The organism is Propioniciclava sp. (assembly GCF_047602245.1).
Classification (GTDB): Bacteria; Actinomycetota; Actinomycetes; order Propionibacteriales; family Propionibacteriaceae; genus Propioniciclava.
In genome coordinates this window covers 2,502,935-2,520,485 of the sequence record NZ_JASGHT010000001.1, presented here as the reverse complement: position 1 = coordinate 2,520,485, position 17,551 = coordinate 2,502,935, and the positions used below count along the sequence as shown (strand labels likewise).

The window sequence follows — 17,551 nt, the reverse complement described above, 5'->3', positions numbered from 1 at the left end:
GCACGATCAGCACCGTTGCGCACGAAATATCGTGCGCATCCGTTCAGATCGTGCGCGTGAGCAGGCCGCCCACCCGGGCTTACGATGATCAGGACCGTTCTTACGGAGGCATCATGCGCGCACTCCCCTACGTTCTCCCTCGCCGGAAGCTGTCCTGGGGGCCACCACTGGCCGCGATCGTGCTGCTCACCGGATGCACCGCATCCTCGCCGGCGCCGAGCACGGCTCCTGCGCCGAGCCCCGCGATAAGCACGACCCCCACCACGAACGCGCCGAGCGGTGAGGCGTCCGCCTATGGGGTCGACCCGTCGGTGGTGGCCGAGGTGCGCGCGCTCTGCACGCCCGGGCCCGGCAAGACGGTCGAAGACCTTCCCGATGTCGAGATCCCGGCCGTCACCTGGGCCGGCCTGTCGGTTCCCGAGCAGCGCGTGGGCGCGAAGACCGTCCCTGCTCTCGACATTCCCGCCGTCGACAGGCCGGCGACCACCGCCGAGGCGGGCTGCCTGGTCACCTTCGACGCGCCCGCTGGCTGCCTGCCTGCGGTGACCATCTCCGCGGGATGGATTCCCGGCTACCGCATCGAGGGGTACACCTACGTCGACGGCTCCGGCAACACCATCACCGTCGAGCCCCTCGAGAACGATGCCGCGATCGCCCTCGGGGCGAGCACCGAGCAGCGATGCCAGGTGGAAACCTCGGGACAGTACGTGAGCGCGATCTACCGGCCCGCCATCTACCGCGGCGCTGCGTACCAGAGCGCCGCCTACCGCAGCACCTATTACCGCAGCAGCATCTACGACGGGACCGAGGTCGCACCACCGGTCACCATCCCCGGACTCACCGTGCCCGGCGTCACCCTGCCGGGGACGTCCATGGAAGGCGCCTCGCTGCCGTCGCGCCAACTCACCCAGAACGTCACCGCCGTCGAGAACGAGACGGCGGTCGCCTACGAGGCGTCCGAGGCGGTGCTGTTCGCCTACAACCAGTCCACACTCTTGCCGGACGCGGCACAGGCGCTCGACGCCATCCTCGCCGACGCCGGCGCCAAGGGTTTCGCGGGGGCGGTCCGGGTGGAGGGTCACACCGACGACACCGGCGACGACGCCCCTAACCAGCGGCTGTCACAGGCTCGCGCACAGGCGGTGGCCGACTACCTGACCGGCCACGGCATCGCCGCCGACCGCATCACGGTGAGCGGACGCGGCGAGACCGCTCCCGCCTACCCGAACGACACCGACGAGAACCGCGCCAAGAACCGCCGCGTGGTCATCGAGTTCCGCCAGAAGTGAGGAGAGGGCGTCCGTTCGGGCAGCCCGCTCACGACCGTCCGCGCACCCGGACCGAGGCCGTTCTCACCGAGCATCTCTGGGCAGCCCACTCACGACCGCGCGCGGAGCAAAACGTACTGCTCAATCTCGGCCTCGGGTCCAAAAAATCAGTCGGACTGGTGTTTTTCCGATCGGGCCCGGATTGAGCAGTACGTTTACCCCCTTCGCGCCTGTCAGTATCCGGATCCGGCGGGCGCCGCGTCCTCCGTGACGCCGAGAACGACCGGGGTGGAGCGGTAGCCGATGCCCATCCGGTCGATGCCGGCATCGATCAGGCGCAGGAAATGTTCCCGGTCGCGGATCGAACCCGACCCCTTCACGAAGCTGCGGCCGGCGGCGGCGTCCATCATCAGCGCGACCATCTCGTCGGACGCCCCGGTCTTCGCGTGCTGCGTGTCGCCGGTGTAGAACCCGGTCGAGGTCTTGACGTAGTCGGCGCCGGCCGCGATCGCGGCATCGACACCGGCGCGCACCTCGGCCTCGGTGAGGGCGTCCGTCTCGAGGATCACCTTCACCGGCACGTTGTTCGCGCGGCATTCGGCGATCACCGCGTGTAGGTCGGCTTCGACGCGATCGAGAAGCCCGGAGCGGATCCAACCGTAGTTGGCGACGATGTCGACCTCGTCGGCGCCCTCGGCGAGCACCTCGCGGGTCTGCGCCACCTTCGAGGCCGTGGACGAGGCGCCGAACGGGAAGTCGACCACGACGCACACCCCGGTGGCGGTGTCGGCGCAGATCGGGACGGCGATCCGCATCGAGGCCGGGTTGATGCAGACGGTCTTGCAGCCGTACGCGACTCCGGCGCGGATCTCGCGCTCGATGTCGGCCACGGTGAACTCCGGCTTGAGCACCGAATGATCGATGTAGGCGGCGAGTTCGGCCACCGTCATCTCGCGGGCGGACTTGGTGGGCTTCATGGTCGGTTCCTTTCGTTGAGGGTGAGGCCTCGGACGGCGATCGCCGGCCGGTATCACCCCGCCGCTCCTGTCGTGGGGTGAAGCGTCGTGCATCCGGGATCAGCTATCCATCTAGCTGTCTAGACCGATAGCTTAGCAGGCATGTCGGCTAGACAGCTAGACTGATGAACGGCGTCCGCCGCCCGGCGAACCGCGATTCTCGGAGGTGGAACGTGACATCGACTGGCCGTCACGACCGGTTCACGCCGCGCTACTTCGCCATCGAGCAGGCCCTCCGCGCGCGCATCGCCGCACTGCAGCCGCACGACGCACTGCCCAGCGACGCCGATCTGTGCGCCGAGTTCGGCGTCAGCAGGATGACCGCCAGGGCCGCGGTGCAGAAGCTGGTCCAGGACGGCCTCGTCTACCGCGAACCCGGGCGCGGGACGTTCGTCGCCGCACCCGTCGTCGACCGCCAGCTGACGAATCTGCGCGGCTTCTCCGCCGAGATGACCGCCCGCCGCCTGCATCCGTCCTCAACCGTGCTCGACGCACGGCTCGCGGACGGGACCGACGCGCAAACCCGCGCATTGGACGCCGCCGCGGGCAGTCGCGTGGTGACGATCCGGCGCCTGCGCCTGGCCGACAACATCCCGTTGGTCCTGGAACGCACCACGTTGACCGAGCGCTGCGCCGGCGTCCTGGAGGCCGATCTGGCGAACGGCTCGCTGCACGAGGCGCTGATCGCGCAGGGCGTGATCCCCGCCACCGGCACCAGCACCATCACCGCCGAACTCGCCACCGCCGACGACGCCGAACACCTGTCGGTCAAGCGCGGATCGCCTCTGCTCGTGGAGCGCCGCCTCATCCGTGACGTGACCGGCGCCGCGTTCGAATGGACCGAGAGCCGCTACGTCCCCGAGCGCTACAGCATCACCGCCCAGTTCACCGTCGAGTTGCCACCCCTGGCTCACTGACCACGGCGGCGCCCATTCCACCGTTGGCGCGGCGCCCCCGACCGGCGCGGGGCGATACCCTGAGCGCCGCGCGCCGGAACGTTGCGTGACGACGCCATCATCCACGGGGGGGGAAACAAGCCCAGGCGTGACGTTGGCCCGGAGTGCTGTCAACTCCGGGCCAACGAGGCGTCTTCCACCTCTGCAAGCAGTTGCCTTACCGCAACGCCCTCCCGCGACGTCCCTCCCCCGAGTAACGTCTTACCTACAGCGTTGTCCTCCCCGACCACGCCGCCTGCAGTGCGACCCTCCCCCGAAGGCCGCCTATCCAAGAAGACCCACCCGGACGCCGATGATGACGCGAACCCAGAAGTTTTTTCCGGGATTTTTCTGACACGCCGGACTCCGGCCTCACCTCGGCCCAGCTCAGGCCGGACGACTAGGGTGAATGCACCTGCGCCCTGGAGGAGATCGGTAGTGAGCAACGACAACGTGATTCCGTTCCCCCGATCGGGGGAACAGCCCAGTGCACCCAACCTCGCCGACATCCGGCAGTGGATCGCTTCGCTCAGGGCGTCCATAGATGACCCGTTCGCCCCGGAGCCGCTCAAGCTGCTGCGCAAGCGCAACAAGAAGGCCGCCTACACCCCGTGGCCTTCTCGGTAGATGAGGTCAACGACGCGCTCACTGCCGAGCCGCTGTCGGCCTCGGAGATTCCTCCGATCCTGCTCGATCTGCTCGTCAAGACCGGAGCCTCCCCGCTGTCACCGGTGGCCGCGCTGGTGCGAGACGCCCTCGCCAGCCCGCCGCTGGCCGAAGCTCAGATCGCAGACGCCGTCCGCGGGTATCAGCTGCTGCTCGACGATGTCGGGGACGGCCTCACCCTCACCGCGGCCGGATACCTGCCACCGCGCATCGTCGAAGCACTGTTCACCCAGCTCGGCTTGGACGGGCGCTGGATCGGCAAGGGCAATCGTGAGGACATGACGCTGCCGGTCCTGGAATTGCGGGAGTCGGCGACAGCGCTCGGCCTGCTCCGCAAGGCCAAGGGCAAGCTCACCCGCACCGCGGCCGCTCGCCGCCTCAGTGGGAACCCCTCCGCCCTCATGGCACACATCTCGTCACGCCTGCCGCTCGGCAAACGGCACGAAGCGGACGCCGGCAGCGTGGCGCTCCTGTTCGTCGCCGCGGGCAGGGACTGGTACTCGAGCCTGAGTGATGCCGCCGAGATCATGGGCTCGATCGGCTGGGGCGTGACCAACGGACGCCTCGACCTCGCGCTCAACGAATCGAGCCGTCCGACCATGAGCGTCGTACACAGCCTCGCCGGACGCCTCACCACACCTGAGCATCGCGCCGCCGTCGCGTGCACGTTGCTCCAGCCAAGGGAGCAGTAGCGCTGGACAAGAGGCGCCAACAATCCCTCACACTGACTGCCGAAAATCCGCAAGTTCGCTTCCGAAAATCCACAAGTTGAGGCCGGACGGCCGCACGCCAGGCCGCCCCCGGGCTAGGGGCTACCGTTGCCGAACAATGGTCAAGTCCGCGCCAGCTCCGAAGGTTCCGACTCCAGCACCAAAGGCGTGGTCAGCGCTCAAGTGCCAAGCGGACCATCGCAACGCCAGGCGCGTCAGCGGACAGCCGCCGAAGTGCCTGCTCCAGTCGGGCGCGCTGCGACGCGGCAAGTTCCACCCGGAAGTCCGAAGGCCGCGCCAGTCCACAGAGAAACGACAGGTCATCAAGGTGCCGCCGCGGACGCACGTCCGATGAGTTGAGCAGCGCAGATGCCTTGGCTACAAGCGCTCCAACAAGGCCGGGAACGGGGACTTCAAAGACATCCTGCCCAACCCGCACGGAATGAACCTCGGATAGATCGGTTGCCCACTGGACGCCCCTGGACTGGACGCCGGGGGCACCGTTGATCGACCGCCTGGCGCGCTGCCCGAGGTTCGACGGCAGCAACACGTCGATTTGGATCGATGCACCCGGCTGAGTCTCGCTGTCTCGAACCCACCGATGCTCGATGCCACTGTCGTGTTGCACGGCGCGGAGTCCAAGATCCTGAAGCGCGGCGGTCAACACCGGGAACGCGTCGGGGTGGCTGCGTGCAGCGATGCCAGCGTCAAGGTCGGTCGTTACGCGGCCTGGAACCACACCCATCCGCCAGCCGTGAAACTGGACCATCTGACCCCCTACGATGGTCCAACCGTTCGGGACCTCCGCGAAGAGGCGCCCGGCAAGCTGCCAGACTTCGCGCTGGACAGCAGGAACGCTCGCTGGAATCTGAACGCTCATCGAGCCAAGACCTCCGCCACCACGGCGTCATTGCGTGGCCCGCCGGATTGGGCGATGTCGACCAGACAGGCGGCAAGATCGGTTCGCACGGAGGGCTCGACATGGACGATGACGTCACCCGCGGGATCAGCAACGAGCAAGTGCTCCCATACAAGATCGTCGATGTCGGACTGCGCGACGTGCAGATCGGCAGGCCCGCCGGACAGAGGAAGCTCGGCATGATGAGATCCCCCAGGAACAACGCGAGCATCCCCCAACAACTCCGCCATCTCGCCCCTGAACGCGTAGACACGCCGCTCAGACCGATGCGGCAGCCACGATCGCAAGAGCGGAGCCGGATCGTCGGCCAGTAGAAGCCGTCGAAGATGGTCGCTGAGACGCGTACGCCCACGATGTTCCACCGCCGACCAAGCAGCCCCGGGTGATGCACCGAGGTGCTGACCGATCAGGTCGATCATCGCCCTCGCCATCACCGCAGACATCGGACGCCCCGCGAGACGGCGCGCATCCGCGGCCGCCTCGACAGCAGCACGATCCACAATCCAGACCTTGCCTACCTTGCAACCCGCCAACTGCCCTGAGCTGAGCATGCGCCGCACACGGACTTCCTGCACACCCAGCGCAGAAGCCGCTTCCGAAGTCGACATCAACGACATGACACAATAGTAGTGACAACGATCCTATTATGGCTACACATCGGCAACTCCTCCTGCGTAGCGGTCGGCAAGGAACGCTGCCACCGGAAGACCGGCACGTTGGCTCCGAAAGTCCGCAAGTTCAAGCGCTTCACGGCTGCTGAGACGCCACGATAGGAGCGACGCTCATCCAGCCTCAGGCATCCAACGACATACGACTCGGGAGCAACCATGGCGAAGGTCCTTTGGGACGAAGCAGGACGCGAGCATCAGGTCGATCCAGGGGTTGACGCGTACCTGGCTTCGCTCAACGAAGCGGACGTCCGCATGCTCGCGCTCGAACTGGCGACGACGACCACCGAGGGATACCACCTCGTCAAAGCCCGCGCCGCCCGCGAGATCCCCGACGCGAACGACGGCATGGCCCTCGCCGATCAGTACGTCGCCCGCGTCCGGGCTCAACTCGCGTTCGGGGAGGTCATTTACTACGACGATGCCTACACCGTCGCAGCGGCGGCGTCTGAGGTGCTGACCGAACTGGAGTATCAACTCGATTCGGGGCGAGCGGACGCCGTGGCTCCCGCCCTCCTCGAGGCGACCGTCCTGCTGCGGGACTTGGTGGAGCGCGCAGACGATTCCGATGGTGAGATCGGTGACGCCTGCCAGCAGGCGCTCGACTTGTACGCGCGGGCCTGCCGGGAAGGGAATCCGAACCGGGTCCAACTGGCGTACTGGCTGTCCACGTTCCGCGTCCCTTCGCCCGGCTGGCCCGAGGTGACGCTGAGCGATTTCGTGGACGCATTCGATGACGAGGCGATGGACGCCTACCGCGCGGCGGTTTCCCTCTTGGCGCTGACGTACGAGGACACGGACGAGTGGGGCGCCCTTGGGGAGATACGCCGCATGCAACTCGAGTTGGCCGACCATGACGGCGATGTCGATGAGGCGATCCGCATTCTGAGTCGGCCCGACCGGGCTGACTACGGCGGTATCGTCCGGCGACTCCGCACAGCAGGGCGCGAGGACGAGGTCGCGGCATGGATCGATCGCGCCGTCGAATCCGACGCCGTCTCTGCTTGGGGCGCATCCGGCAGACAACTGGGCGCCCTCGACGTCGCCGAGTTCTACCTCGCCCACGACCGGGCGGACGACGCTCTCACGATGCTACGCACCCTGTTCAGCGGACGCCCCAGCCTCGACGCCTACCGGATTCTCTGCGACATTGCCGGACGCCTCGGCCGCGCGGACGCCGAACGCGCGTGGGCGATCGGCGTCGTGGCGGCGTCCGCCCCGCACGAGAAAGGCGCGCTGCTGGTCAGCTTCGCGCTGGCGGACGATGACCTCGACCGCGCCTGGACCGCCGCAGATGAGTATGGACCGGGACGGCAGTGGCAAGCACTCGCGGCGGCGTCCGAGTCGACCCATCCGCGGCGCGCGGCCGACCTGTACCGGCCGTCGCTCATGGCCAGCCTGGTCACCCCGAACACCCGCCTCTACCCCGGCATCGCCCGCACACTGGCCACCATGCGACGCCTCTACGCGGCAGCCGGCCTGGGCGAGCAGATCGACGCGGAGATCCGCCTCCTCCGCGAGCAATACCGGCGCCGCTCAGCCCTCATGCGAGAGTTGGACGCCCAGCGGTTGCCGTGAGTCAGACTATGACTATGAATCCCCAGTCATAGTTGCACTTTTCGCCAGTGTGTACACGGTGTCCTGTCGCCCCTGGCTTCCACTCATCTCGACGAGGCCTGCATCAAGTGAGTGCGCGAGGGCATAACGCACCTGGTTCACGGTCAGCCCGGTCGCCACCTGCAACTCCCGGAGGGACGCGGCCCCTCGATCGGCGAGCACCTTGAGGATGGCCGGCTCGTTCCTGGTCAGGCTCTGTCCTGTGGCTGCCGCCCGCCCAGGCTGTGAAACCGGCGCCTCGGCGTCCCTCTCATACGGCGGGGAAACGCGGGGCGACATCGACTCAGCTATCGGAGCGCGCTGCGGCCCACCGTGGGTGAAGTGGCACAAGTCCCGGTTGCGGACGCCGCCGGGGTCGCCGTACACCTGGACTGCTGCCGTCACGGTCAGACTGGGAAACGTGGCTCGACAGTCATTTGCAGCGAGTTCTCACCCGCGATGCGGCGCAACTCCCGTCCGGTAGGCAGACGCGACGCCTTCGCGGGACGCCGAACCTGACCAAGCGCGGGATCGGTCGCCCCAAGTCGTTCGTTTCGGACCCCGCCCTCGATGGCCGGGCCATCGCGATCGAGGTCAAGGCGTCCTCCACCTACCGCGCCGAGCATTTCGCAGCCACAGTTGACCCTGGACCATGCCGGGGCGGGCGTGGGCTACCCAGCCGGATGCCGCCACAACGCCCAGATCGGCAGGACGTGCAGCCACCCGCGCAGGTGGGCCACGTGCGGGCCGGTGTGCAACACGACACCCGCACGGACGCGGTCACCGAGTTCGGCCTTGAGCGTGGACAGTTGCTCCCAGCTTGAGGCGTCCACGCCTCGGGAGGCCTTGACCTCGATCAGGAGCACCGATCCGTCCGCTAGCTCGACCACGTAGTCGACCTCGGTCGAGCGATGCCGGTAGTGGTAGACGCGATAGCGCTGCGCGCTCCACTCGGCCTGCTTGGTGAGCTCACCACCGACGAACTGTTCCAGCAGCGTCCCGAAGTACTCTCGACCGCCGATCGACGTTGCCCGCTCAGCCGTGAAGGCAGACAGATGGCTGGCCAGTCCGGTGTCGAGGAGACCCACCTTGGGACGCCGCGTCTCACGTCCGAGGGTTCCGAGCCCCCACGACGGGAACGTTTGACCGAGGAACATGCTCCAGAGCAGCCGAAGGTAGCGGTCCGCGGTGCTCTCGGAGACCGACAGGTGCCGTGCCAGACGAGCCTTCACCAGTTCGGTCTGGCCCTGCGCCGCCAACCAGCGCAGCGTGGACAACAGGTGGTCTGCGAACGGCCCATCGCTGAGTTCGGTCGCGTCGTGCTGAACGAGGGTGTCGACATAGTCGGCGAACCAACGGTCGGCACGGCGTCCAGGACCTCGTTTCACGGGTTCGGGAAAGCCGCCCTGGGTCACCAGGCTCGGCAAGTCACCGGTCGTATCGATGCCGCCCTCCGCGCCGGCGGCCACCCAGGCCACGAAGTCTTCGGGACGCGATCGGCGCTCCACCTCACCCTGGCTGAACGGGTACACGCGGACGGTCTCCTTGCGACCGGCAAGCGAGTCCCCCAGACCGGGCGTCTGCAGCAGATCGACCGAACCAGTCAGCAGGAAGCGGCCGGGGCGACGGTCGGCGTCAACCGTCGCCTTCAACGCCAACGCGAGTTCAGGTGCCCGTTGGGCCTCGTCGATGACCAGTAGCCCTCCTGGGTTCTGCAGGACGAACTGCTCGGGATCGTCCTGCGCGAACCCACGCGTGAGCCGGTCATCGAGCGTCACGTGCCGTGCCGAGGACCCGGCGATCTGGCGCGCCAGCGTCGACTTTCCCACCTGTCTCGCCCCTTGCAGGACAAGGATCGGCGTGTCTTCCAACACCTCTCGACACAGCGGCAGGAGGTGACGGACAACCTCATCGGACATGCGGGGATCCTACCGCAAACTTGGAGATTCACCACGCCCTACTTGGAGTTTTGCCAGACGCCGCTTGGAGGTTTGCCATCTCGAACTTGAGGATTTTCCAGCCTCTGCCTGGAGATCCGCCGCCAGCCGTGCACTCGACTGGGACGAGCGCGGTGGAGCCGATGCGCCCCGACAAGACGAACACGCCCTCGTAGACCAGTGCCCCGAGATGACGTCAACCAGACTAGCTGCCGGGTCGATCCGAGCAACTGGCTCGACGTCGACGATGCCCCCTACCTGCCCATGGGACGCCGTCCGCGATACCGCTGCGGGAACGCGAACGCGGGCGGCTCCCAGCCCGGACGGACGTGAACCCGAACTCCTCGGACCGCTCGATGCACGGTGTCCGCGCCAACGAGCGACCAGGCTTCGGCGTCCGCCTCCAAGCCAAGGAGAAGCTTGTTGGTGTTGGCACGCATCGACTTGGACGGCGGCTCGACGCCTCGCGCGAGTTGCGTCCCTGATAGTGGTGTAGCGCGGTTCGTGTGATCGTCTCCGGCATGTCGCCGGGACGGGGCGCGGCCATCGCGTGATTCTTCGGGTGAACATCTCCCAGCACTCTCGATTAGGAACCATCACGATGACCGCTCCTCATATTGTCGATCCCGCGCGGCTGTTGGGGGGATGTGCGAGCCACCACCGGAAGCGGGCGTCCTAAAGTAGTGGCATGCCTGGCGCAGATTCATGGGCCTCAAGCCCGGGACGACGGCGCAACATGCAGGGGATCCGCTCGCAGGACACCAAGCCTGAGCTTGCTGTCCGTCGGGCGCTCCATAAGCTCGGGCTTCGCTATCGAGTGGGGATCGCACCCGACCCTGGTCTCCGGCGGCGCGCTGACATCGTCTTCCCCCGGGCGCACATCGCCGTGTTCATTGACGGCTGCTTCTGGCATGGATGCCCAGAGCATGGCCGATCAAGCTTCAACCACAATGTCGACTACTGGCCAGCGAAGATCGCCACCAACATCGCTCGCGATGCCGATACCAACGCGCGGCTTCGCGAGGCGGGCTGGATCGTGCTGCGCTTCTGGGAGCACCAGGACACGACCGAGGTCGTCGACAACATCCGAGAAGCGGTTCGCGATCAGACCGTCAGATCCAAGGCCAGATCTGCGATGTCTCGCAGACGCTGACCGTTCACCAACATGTCGAGCATCGCCTTTGCCTCGTCGTTCCCACAGGCGTCCACCGCGTCGATCAACTCCGGCAAGGCGAAGTGGTACACCATGTCCAAGTCGCCCGTACCCAACGCCAAAGACGCCAGTCGCGACGGAGTTGGCTCGCCTGTCACCACCACGATGTGTGGAGTGCGGCCCTTACGATTTCGGATGATGTTCAGCGCCTCGCTACGGGCGTTCTGGGCTCGGTCAGAGCGAAGCGTCCACTTGCATGAGACCACCGCGTGAAGGATCCGCACGTCCTGGTTCGCCTCGCGGATGATCGAGCGTCGTCCAGTCTGGTCATCGACGAGGTCATCGGACTCATTGATCACCGCGTCAGGCTCAGGTTCTCTGGTCACCAGAACGTCCGGCGAGATGTCGTAGCTGTTGCCCAGCACCGAAGCCAGCTCAGGCGTCGCCTGAATCGCACGAGCCAACTCGTCCAGATGACGGTAGGGCTCGAACATCGCAACATGGTTCACAGCGCGCTGGCCACCGACACGATGCACATCCCAGCGCCCGGGCCTGAGCATCGGGAACTGGCCGACCGTCGCATAGAGGAACTCGCGCACAGCAATCTCGAATTGGTCACCGGCCGTCTGCCCGGAAAGCTTGCTTTCAACGGTGGCCGCACCCAGCGCTTCAGCCATGTGGGCTGCAATGGCCCGGCTCGTCCGCTGACCGCCGTCGGCATTAGAAGCAACCCCTTTGGCATCAACGCATAACGTCTGGTCATTTACCAGTGAATGGTGGAACTCTTGCCGGGACCGGGTGAGAAGGGAGGTCACGCCGACTCCCGCGCAAGCTCCGCGACCAGCGGATGCGGCGTCCGGATAGGCAGTGCGACCGGTGTTCCCACACCAGCAGCATCCCCGGCCTTCAGCGCGTCCGCGATGGCCTTGCCCACTGCTCTCGCCACAGGCGGTGGGAAGGCGTTGCCAACCTGGCGGTAGGCGTTCGTCTTGGCGCCGGTGATCTGCCAGTCGTCAGGGAAGCCCTGCAAACGGGCAGCCATCCTCACGGTGAGACGAGGCATCCCGACGAAGTCGCGATCCGGAGCAGCCTCCGCGATCGTGCTCCCGTTGACGCCGAGCTCGGCCCACGCCCGCCGCGCACGCGTGGGTCCCAAATCGGGACCACCATGCTTCTTGGAACCACCGACGAGCGTGGGGGCGATCGTCCTCGCCTTCTCACACCATTCGGCCAGACCGAGCCACCCCGCGTCCCCCATCAAATCCTTGAGAGCTTCACCCACCGTCGGCGCATCACCAGAGCCCTCCGGCCACACGAAGTGGGGCGCGTACTGCTCGCGAAGCGCGACCAGGATGGCTCGCGGGCGCAACTGCGGCACACCGAAATCAGATGCATGGAGCAGCCGCCACTCGCCGACGTAGTTCATGTCCGCCAGTTGATCGAGGATGTGGCGGCGGTAGTCGGCAAAAACCGGATCCAGCAGGCCACGGACGTTCTCAAGCATCACGGCTCGCGGCTGAAGCAACTTCACGAGCGTGAGCGCTGCCGGGAAGAGATCACGTTCATCGTCGGCGCCACGCTGTTTACCCGCCTTCGAGAAAGGTGGGCAGGGGACGCCGCCTGCAAGCAGGTCAAGATCCTGCCCCCGGAGATCAGCGGACGGGCGCCAGTCGAGGAGGTCTTCCTGCTCCACTCTCCACTCCGGCCGGTTCGTACGAAGCGTCCGGCACGCGTGAGTGTCGATCTCGACCAACGCTAGGTGGTCGAACCCGGCCTGCTCTAGGCCGAGCGCTTGACCGCCCGCCCCCGCACATATCTCGAGCGACGTCAGCGCCATCGCCGTCCTCCTCTCAAGACACCTGCAAGGCAGCTTCACGCCCTTCGGCGCACTGCATAGCGTAGGCGAGCCCTCCGACAATTCTGAAATACCTTGTCAAGCGCATGATCAGGCATCTCTTCCATCGATCTCAGACCAACGGTGCAGACTCGCGCCAGACCAACTGGCAGGATGATCCCATGCCGGAGGAGATCATCCCGTTCACCGACCTCGCAACCGCTGACCTCATCCTGGACCGCGTGTACCAAGGCGGGACACTCGGCAGCATGGGCGACGACGCGATCGCGAAGTTGCTGCCGGTCGGCAACCAGGGCGGCTTCCGGTTCAGCGGGAGCGTCGCCAAGAGAACCGTCCGGCTTGTCGTGTTGTATACATCCGGCACAGAGGTCGACTGGCCCGATCACATTGAGCCGACCACCGGGGACTTCACCTACTACGGCGACAACCGGAAGCCCGGCAAGGACCTCCATGACACACCTCGCGGAGGCAACCGCCTCCTCCGAGATATCTTCGCCGCGTCGCGCGCTGAGGCAGCTGACCGCGGACGCGTTCCTCCCCTCTTCCTCTTTGAACGAGTTAGCGGACGAGACGTCAGGTTCCGGGGCCTCCTCGCACCCGGTCCGCCTCGTCTGACCAGCGACGAAGAACTCGTGGCCGTCTGGCGCACGACCCAGAACCTGAGGTTCCAGAACTACCGCTCCCATTTCACTGTGCTCCAGACGAGCCGCGTGTCGCGCAACTGGATCACGGAGATACTGGCTGGCAAGACGATGGGCCCAGCCTGCCCACCTGAGTGGCGAGCCTGGGTGCATGCTCGCATCTACCGGGCGCTCGAAGCTCCGAGGAACGTCACGATCCGTAGCAAGGCAGAGCAGTTACCCAAGCCGGAGGACATGTGGATGGCGGTCAAGGTGCACCAGCATTTCGCAGCAGATCCCGTGCAGTTCGAGACCTTCGCTGCGGAAATGTGGGTTCAGTCCGACCCGCATGTCGCCTCCATCGAGGTGACGCGCCCCAGTCGCGACGGCGGGCGGGACGCCATCGGCGAGTACCGGCTGGGGCCCGTTGAGGATCCCGTACGACTCGAGTTTGCGCTCGAAGCCAAGTGCTTCGATCCGAACGGTGGCGGTGTTGGCGTTCGCATGGTCAGCCGCCTCATCTCTCGCATCAAGCACCGCCAGTTTGGAGTGTTTGTTACGACGGCATTCGTCGCGTCCCAGGCGTACCGCGAGGTCAGGGAGGACCAACACCCTGTTGTATTCATGACTGGGCAGGACATCGTCCGCATCCTCAAACGGATGGGACTGGCGACCGAACAGTCGCTGCACGAGTACTTGGCTCTGAAATTCCCAGTCGATCAGGATCAACGAGCTCGCGTTGATATCACCGAAATGGACGCCATGACGGTCGCCGTCGATATACCGATGCAAGACCACTGCACGCATACTCGCCGTGTTGGCACCGCGGGCGCAGCACCTCTCTAATAGCCCGCCCTCCCCGACCCGATTTAGCTCGGCGATGGGACGCGACGCCAGCGACGAAGCCACGCCGCCGGCCGCTACGACCAGGTTCTTGGCGAGATCGGTCGTCGTCAGCATCGGTTCGATTGGCTGCTCGGCGACCCAGGAATTAGCGGACGCTACGTCCGACTACCAGTCGACGGCTACTGGCCGGAAGCTAACATCGTGGTCAAATAGCACGAGCGGCAGCACGGCGAATCGATGCCCCCCAGCCCAGAGCAACCCGCCAGCTTCCCGCGGTTACGGTATCGCTGCATTGCGGACCTGCGCCTACTCTTGCCCCATGACCGGAACGGACGCAGCACAGCAAAAGCGCCCGGTGTTGCCCTTCCCCGCAGACCAGGCATGGTTCTGGGAAGAGCGCTGGCAGGAGCGTGAGCGCAAGGTCGAGGAGTTCCTCACCGCCGGTGAGGTAACGACGTTCGAGGACGCCGAAGACTTCCTCGCCTATCTCGATGACATGGCACAGCAGCCCGTTCCCTCGGACCACCAGCCGTGATTTTCGGCGTTCCCCGCATTCACCACTGACCTTCGACGGCTCAAGCCAAACACCACAGCGTCTTCCGCTCGCCCTGAGCGCCCCACGTGCGACACTCGGACCCATGGCGCACAATCTGTCCAGAGTCTTCAGGATGCCGTTCGCGAGCATCTATCCGCTCTACGTCGAGAAGGTGACCAAGAAGGGCCGGACGACCGACGATCTCGATCTCGTGCTCACCTGGCTCACCGGCTACGACGAGGCCGGCCTGCAGAAGGCCATCGCGGACGAGGTGACCCTGGAGGAGTTCTTCGCCGCGGCACCGCAGATGAACCCGAACACCTCGCTGATCACCGGTGTCATCTGCGGCTACCGGGTCGAGGACATCGAGGATCCGCTGATGCAGAAGATCCGCTACATGGACAAGCTCGTCGACGAGTTGGCGCGCGGCAAGAAGATGGCGTCGATCCTCCGCAGTTGACCCGCAGGAGCACCCCACACAGGTCACCCGACGGGGTCGACAAGGCGTCCCTCGACGAAGTGCTGGCGGCGCTCGCTCCAGCTGGTGATCAGCGAGCGGATCGACGCCCTCAGAACCTGGCGGCGTCGAGGGCAATGTACTTGGTCGACAAGTACTCGTTGATCCCTTCGAAGCCTCCTTCACGGCCGATCCCGGACGCCTTCACGCCGCCGAACGGGGCGGCGGCGTTCGACACCAGGCCACGATTCAGCCCGACCATGCCGGTCTGGAGGGCTTCGGCCACCCGGAAGGCACGGTTGAGGTCGTTGGTGAACACGAACGCGGTCAGGCCGAACTCGGTGTCGTTGGCCATCGCAATGGCTTCGCTCTCCTCGGAGAACACCGTGACGGCGGCGACCGGGCCGAAGATCTCCTCGCGCGCGATCCGCGCGGTCAGCGGCACTCCGGTGATCAGCGTCGGTTCGTAGAAGTAGCCGTCGCCGGGCCGCGCCACGCCACCCAGCCGCAGTTCTCCACCGCAACGAACGGCGTCCTTCACCAGGGTGTCGACATGACGCCGCTGCTTGTCTGTGATGATCGGGCCCACCGTGGCGGCCGGGTCGAGGCCGTCCGCGGCAACCACCTGACGCATCCGCTCCTCCAGGGCCGCGGTGAACCGCTCGGCGACGCCGGCCTGCACCAGGATCCGGTTGGCGGCCACGCACGACTCCCCGCCGTTGCGGAACTTGGCCACCATGGCGCCCTCGACCGCCTGGCCGACGTCGGCGTCGTCGAAGACGATGAAGGGCGCATTGCCACCCAACTCCATTGAGGTGCGCACCACGTTTCGGGCCGCGCCCTTGAGCAGGGTGCTGCCCACGCCGGTCGACCCGGTGAACGACAGTTTGCGCAGCCTCGGGTCGGCGAGCAGCGCCTCCGACATCCGGCTCGAATGGCTGGTCGGCAGCACATGCAGCACCCCGGCGGGGACGCCCGCCTCGACGAACACCAAGCCCATCAGCAGGCAGGTGAGCGGGGTCTGGTGCGCCGGCTTCACGATCATCGTGCATCCGGCGGCGACCGCGGGCGCCACCTTGCGGGCGATCATGCCGAGCGGGAAATTCCACGGCGTGATCAGCAGGCACGGACCCACCGGCTGGCGCATGGTGACGATGCGGGTGTCCCCCGCGGGCGCCACCCGGTACTCGCCGTGGATGCGCGTGGTCTCCTCGGCGAACCAGCGCACGTAGTCAGCGGCATACAGCACCTCGCCGCGGGATTCGGCCAGCGGCTTGCCCATCTCGAGGGTGATCAGCGCGGCGAACTGGTCGATGCGGTCGAGCATCAGCTGGTAGGCCCGCCACAGGATGTCGGCGCGCTGCCGCGGGGTCGTCCGCGCCCACTCACCACCGACGCGCGTGCAGGCGTCCAGTGCGGCGAGCGCGTCGCCGACGGAAGCGTCCGCCACCAGGGCCAAGTCGGCGCCGGTGGCCGGGTTGATCACCGCGAAGCGTTGCTCGCGGGGCTGCCACTGACCGTCCAGCAGCAGGTCGACGGGGACGCCGGCCAGCACCTGGGCCACGCGGTCGCTCGCTTCGGTCATCTCAGATCTCCTCGGGCAGGCAGGAACACGTGCACCCTAGCGGCCGCGCCACCCGCCGAGGAGACCCCCAGGCTCCGCCGGCGCGCGGCGTCCGGTGCCGCTGAGCGTCTACGCTGGACCCATGAGTTCAAGCATCGTCGCTTGTCCCGCATGCAGCGCCAAGAACAGAGTGCCCGCGGCGGCGTCCGGATGCCCCCAGTGCGCGAAATGCCACGCTCCCCTGCCATGGCTGGTGAACGCGAGCGACGACACCTTCGCGTCCGCCACCGCCACCGATCAGCTGGTGCTGGTCGATCTGTGGGCACCCTGGTGCGGCCCCTGCCGCATGGTCGGGCCTATCGTCGAACGGCTCGCCAAGCGGTACGCCGGACGCCTCAAGGTGGTGAAGGTCAACGTCGACGACAACCGGCGCACGGCGTCCCGTTACGGAGCCCAGAGCATCCCCACCCTGGTGTTGTTACGCGACGGCGAAGTGGTCGACCGCATCGTGGGCGCCCAGCCCGAGCACGTGATGCGCCAGCACGTGGACGCCTACCTCGGCGGGTAGCCCATCACGGCCGGGATCTCGACGCGCACCGCCTCCACAGAAAGCGGTCGAGCACGCCACGCCGGATGCGGCCGAGCACGCGGGGCGAGGGAGCGATTCCGGCCGCGCGCTCCGCCCGTGCCATACTGGACCAAGGGCGCGACCATCGTCGCCCCGGCATCGCACCTGCTTCCGCACCGCGCCGGCGTCCACGCCGATGAACGCGAGCGGACTTGGACCGTGGTGCATCCTTCTTCGA

The 17,551-nt window shown here is 66.5% G+C and carries 17 protein-coding genes; 10 read left to right on the top strand and 7 right to left on the bottom strand.

Annotation, left to right across the window (positions count from 1 at the left end; genetic code table 11):
• Positions 1-113: 113 nt before the first annotated feature.
• Positions 114-1,289 (top strand): OmpA family protein, encoded by a 1,176-nt coding sequence (locus QM708_RS11900; protein ID WP_415108633.1) that lies wholly within the window; start codon positions 114-116, stop codon positions 1,287-1,289.
• A gap of 212 nt (positions 1,290-1,501) precedes the next feature.
• Here the strand turns inward: QM708_RS11900 and deoC are convergent, their stop codons facing one another.
• Complete coding sequence (gene deoC / locus QM708_RS11895; protein WP_415108630.1) at positions 1,502-2,245, bottom strand: deoxyribose-phosphate aldolase; 744 nt, start codon at positions 2,243-2,245, stop codon at positions 1,502-1,504.
• 212 nt (positions 2,246-2,457) lie between these two features.
• Between deoC and QM708_RS11890 the strand changes: the two genes are divergently transcribed.
• The 3 genes from QM708_RS11890 to QM708_RS11880 all read left to right on the top strand — a co-directional run bounded on the left by QM708_RS11890 (position 2,458) and on the right by QM708_RS11880 (position 4,577).
• The gene (locus QM708_RS11890) at positions 2,458-3,201 is read left to right on the top strand and encodes a GntR family transcriptional regulator (RefSeq protein ID WP_415108627.1); all 744 of its coding nucleotides are present in this window, start codon (positions 2,458-2,460) and stop codon (positions 3,199-3,201) included.
• A gap of 456 nt (positions 3,202-3,657) precedes the next feature.
• Positions 3,658-3,846, top strand: coding sequence for a hypothetical protein (locus tag QM708_RS11885; RefSeq protein ID WP_415108625.1), 189 nt, complete (start codon positions 3,658-3,660; stop codon positions 3,844-3,846).
• A complete protein-coding gene (locus QM708_RS11880; RefSeq protein ID WP_415108622.1) occupies positions 3,831-4,577 on the top strand; it encodes a hypothetical protein in 747 nt (248 codons plus the stop codon). The genes QM708_RS11885 and QM708_RS11880 overlap by 16 nt, the downstream gene beginning before the upstream one ends.
• A gap of 190 nt (positions 4,578-4,767) precedes the next feature.
• Here QM708_RS11880 and QM708_RS11875 read toward each other — a convergent pair whose 3' ends face one another.
• Both QM708_RS11875 and QM708_RS11870 read right to left on the bottom strand, forming a co-directional pair.
• The gene (locus QM708_RS11875; protein ID WP_415108620.1) at positions 4,768-5,475 is read right to left on the bottom strand and encodes a hypothetical protein; all 708 of its coding nucleotides are present in this window, start codon (positions 5,473-5,475) and stop codon (positions 4,768-4,770) included.
• Entirely contained in the window at positions 5,472-6,131 is a 660-nt protein-coding gene (locus QM708_RS11870) for a helix-turn-helix domain-containing protein (RefSeq protein WP_415108617.1), read from the bottom strand. The genes QM708_RS11875 and QM708_RS11870 overlap by 4 nt, the downstream gene beginning before the upstream one ends.
• Before the next feature lie 210 nt (positions 6,132-6,341).
• Here QM708_RS11870 and QM708_RS11865 point away from each other — a divergent pair, with 210 nt between their 5' ends.
• Positions 6,342-7,760: a hypothetical protein gene (locus QM708_RS11865; RefSeq protein ID WP_415108614.1), complete on the top strand. Its 1,419-nt coding sequence runs from the start codon at positions 6,342-6,344 to the stop codon at positions 7,758-7,760.
• Positions 7,761-8,449: 689 nt separating this feature from the next.
• On the opposite strand, the gene QM708_RS11860 is transcribed toward QM708_RS11865, so the two are convergent.
• Entirely contained in the window at positions 8,450-9,697 is a 1,248-nt protein-coding gene (locus QM708_RS11860; protein ID WP_415108612.1) for an ATP-binding protein, read from the bottom strand.
• 706 nt (positions 9,698-10,403) lie between these two features.
• Between QM708_RS11860 and QM708_RS11855 the strand changes: the two genes are divergently transcribed.
• Positions 10,404-10,868, top strand: coding sequence for a very short patch repair endonuclease (locus tag QM708_RS11855; protein WP_415108610.1), 465 nt, complete (start codon positions 10,404-10,406; stop codon positions 10,866-10,868).
• Here the strand turns inward: QM708_RS11855 and QM708_RS11850 are convergent.
• Positions 10,820-11,683 carry an NgoMIV family type II restriction endonuclease gene (locus QM708_RS11850; RefSeq protein ID WP_415108608.1) on the bottom strand — a complete coding sequence of 288 codons (864 nt, stop codon included), beginning with the start codon at positions 11,681-11,683 and terminating at the stop codon, positions 10,820-10,822. The genes QM708_RS11855 and QM708_RS11850 overlap by 49 nt on opposite strands.
• A complete protein-coding gene (locus QM708_RS11845; protein WP_415108605.1) occupies positions 11,680-12,705 on the bottom strand; it encodes a DNA cytosine methyltransferase in 1,026 nt (341 codons plus the stop codon). Before QM708_RS11845 ends, QM708_RS11850 begins: the two co-directional genes overlap by 4 nt.
• Before the next feature lie 179 nt (positions 12,706-12,884).
• On the opposite strand from QM708_RS11845, the gene QM708_RS11840 reads away from it, so the two are divergent.
• From QM708_RS11840 to QM708_RS11830, 3 genes are all read left to right on the top strand, one after another.
• Positions 12,885-14,189 (top strand): restriction endonuclease, encoded by a 1,305-nt coding sequence (locus tag QM708_RS11840; RefSeq protein WP_415108600.1) that lies wholly within the window; start codon positions 12,885-12,887, stop codon positions 14,187-14,189.
• Positions 14,190-14,508: 319 nt separating this feature from the next.
• Positions 14,509-14,724: a hypothetical protein gene (locus tag QM708_RS11835; RefSeq protein WP_415108597.1), complete on the top strand. Its 216-nt coding sequence runs from the start codon at positions 14,509-14,511 to the stop codon at positions 14,722-14,724.
• Positions 14,725-14,857: 133 nt separating this feature from the next.
• Positions 14,858-15,184 carry a DUF2200 domain-containing protein gene (locus tag QM708_RS11830; RefSeq protein ID WP_415108594.1) on the top strand — a complete coding sequence of 109 codons (327 nt, stop codon included), beginning with the start codon at positions 14,858-14,860 and terminating at the stop codon, positions 15,182-15,184.
• 109 nt (positions 15,185-15,293) lie between these two features.
• On the opposite strand, the gene QM708_RS11825 is transcribed toward QM708_RS11830, so the two are convergent.
• On the bottom strand, positions 15,294-16,766 hold the full coding sequence (locus QM708_RS11825) for an NAD-dependent succinate-semialdehyde dehydrogenase (RefSeq protein WP_415108592.1): 1,473 nt from the start codon (positions 16,764-16,766) through the stop codon (positions 15,294-15,296).
• A gap of 121 nt (positions 16,767-16,887) precedes the next feature.
• On the opposite strand from QM708_RS11825, the gene trxA reads away from it, so the two are divergent.
• Positions 16,888-17,313 carry a thioredoxin gene (gene trxA / locus QM708_RS11820; RefSeq protein ID WP_415108589.1) on the top strand — a complete coding sequence of 142 codons (426 nt, stop codon included), beginning with the start codon at positions 16,888-16,890 and terminating at the stop codon, positions 17,311-17,313.
• Positions 17,314-17,551: the final 238 nt, after the last annotated feature.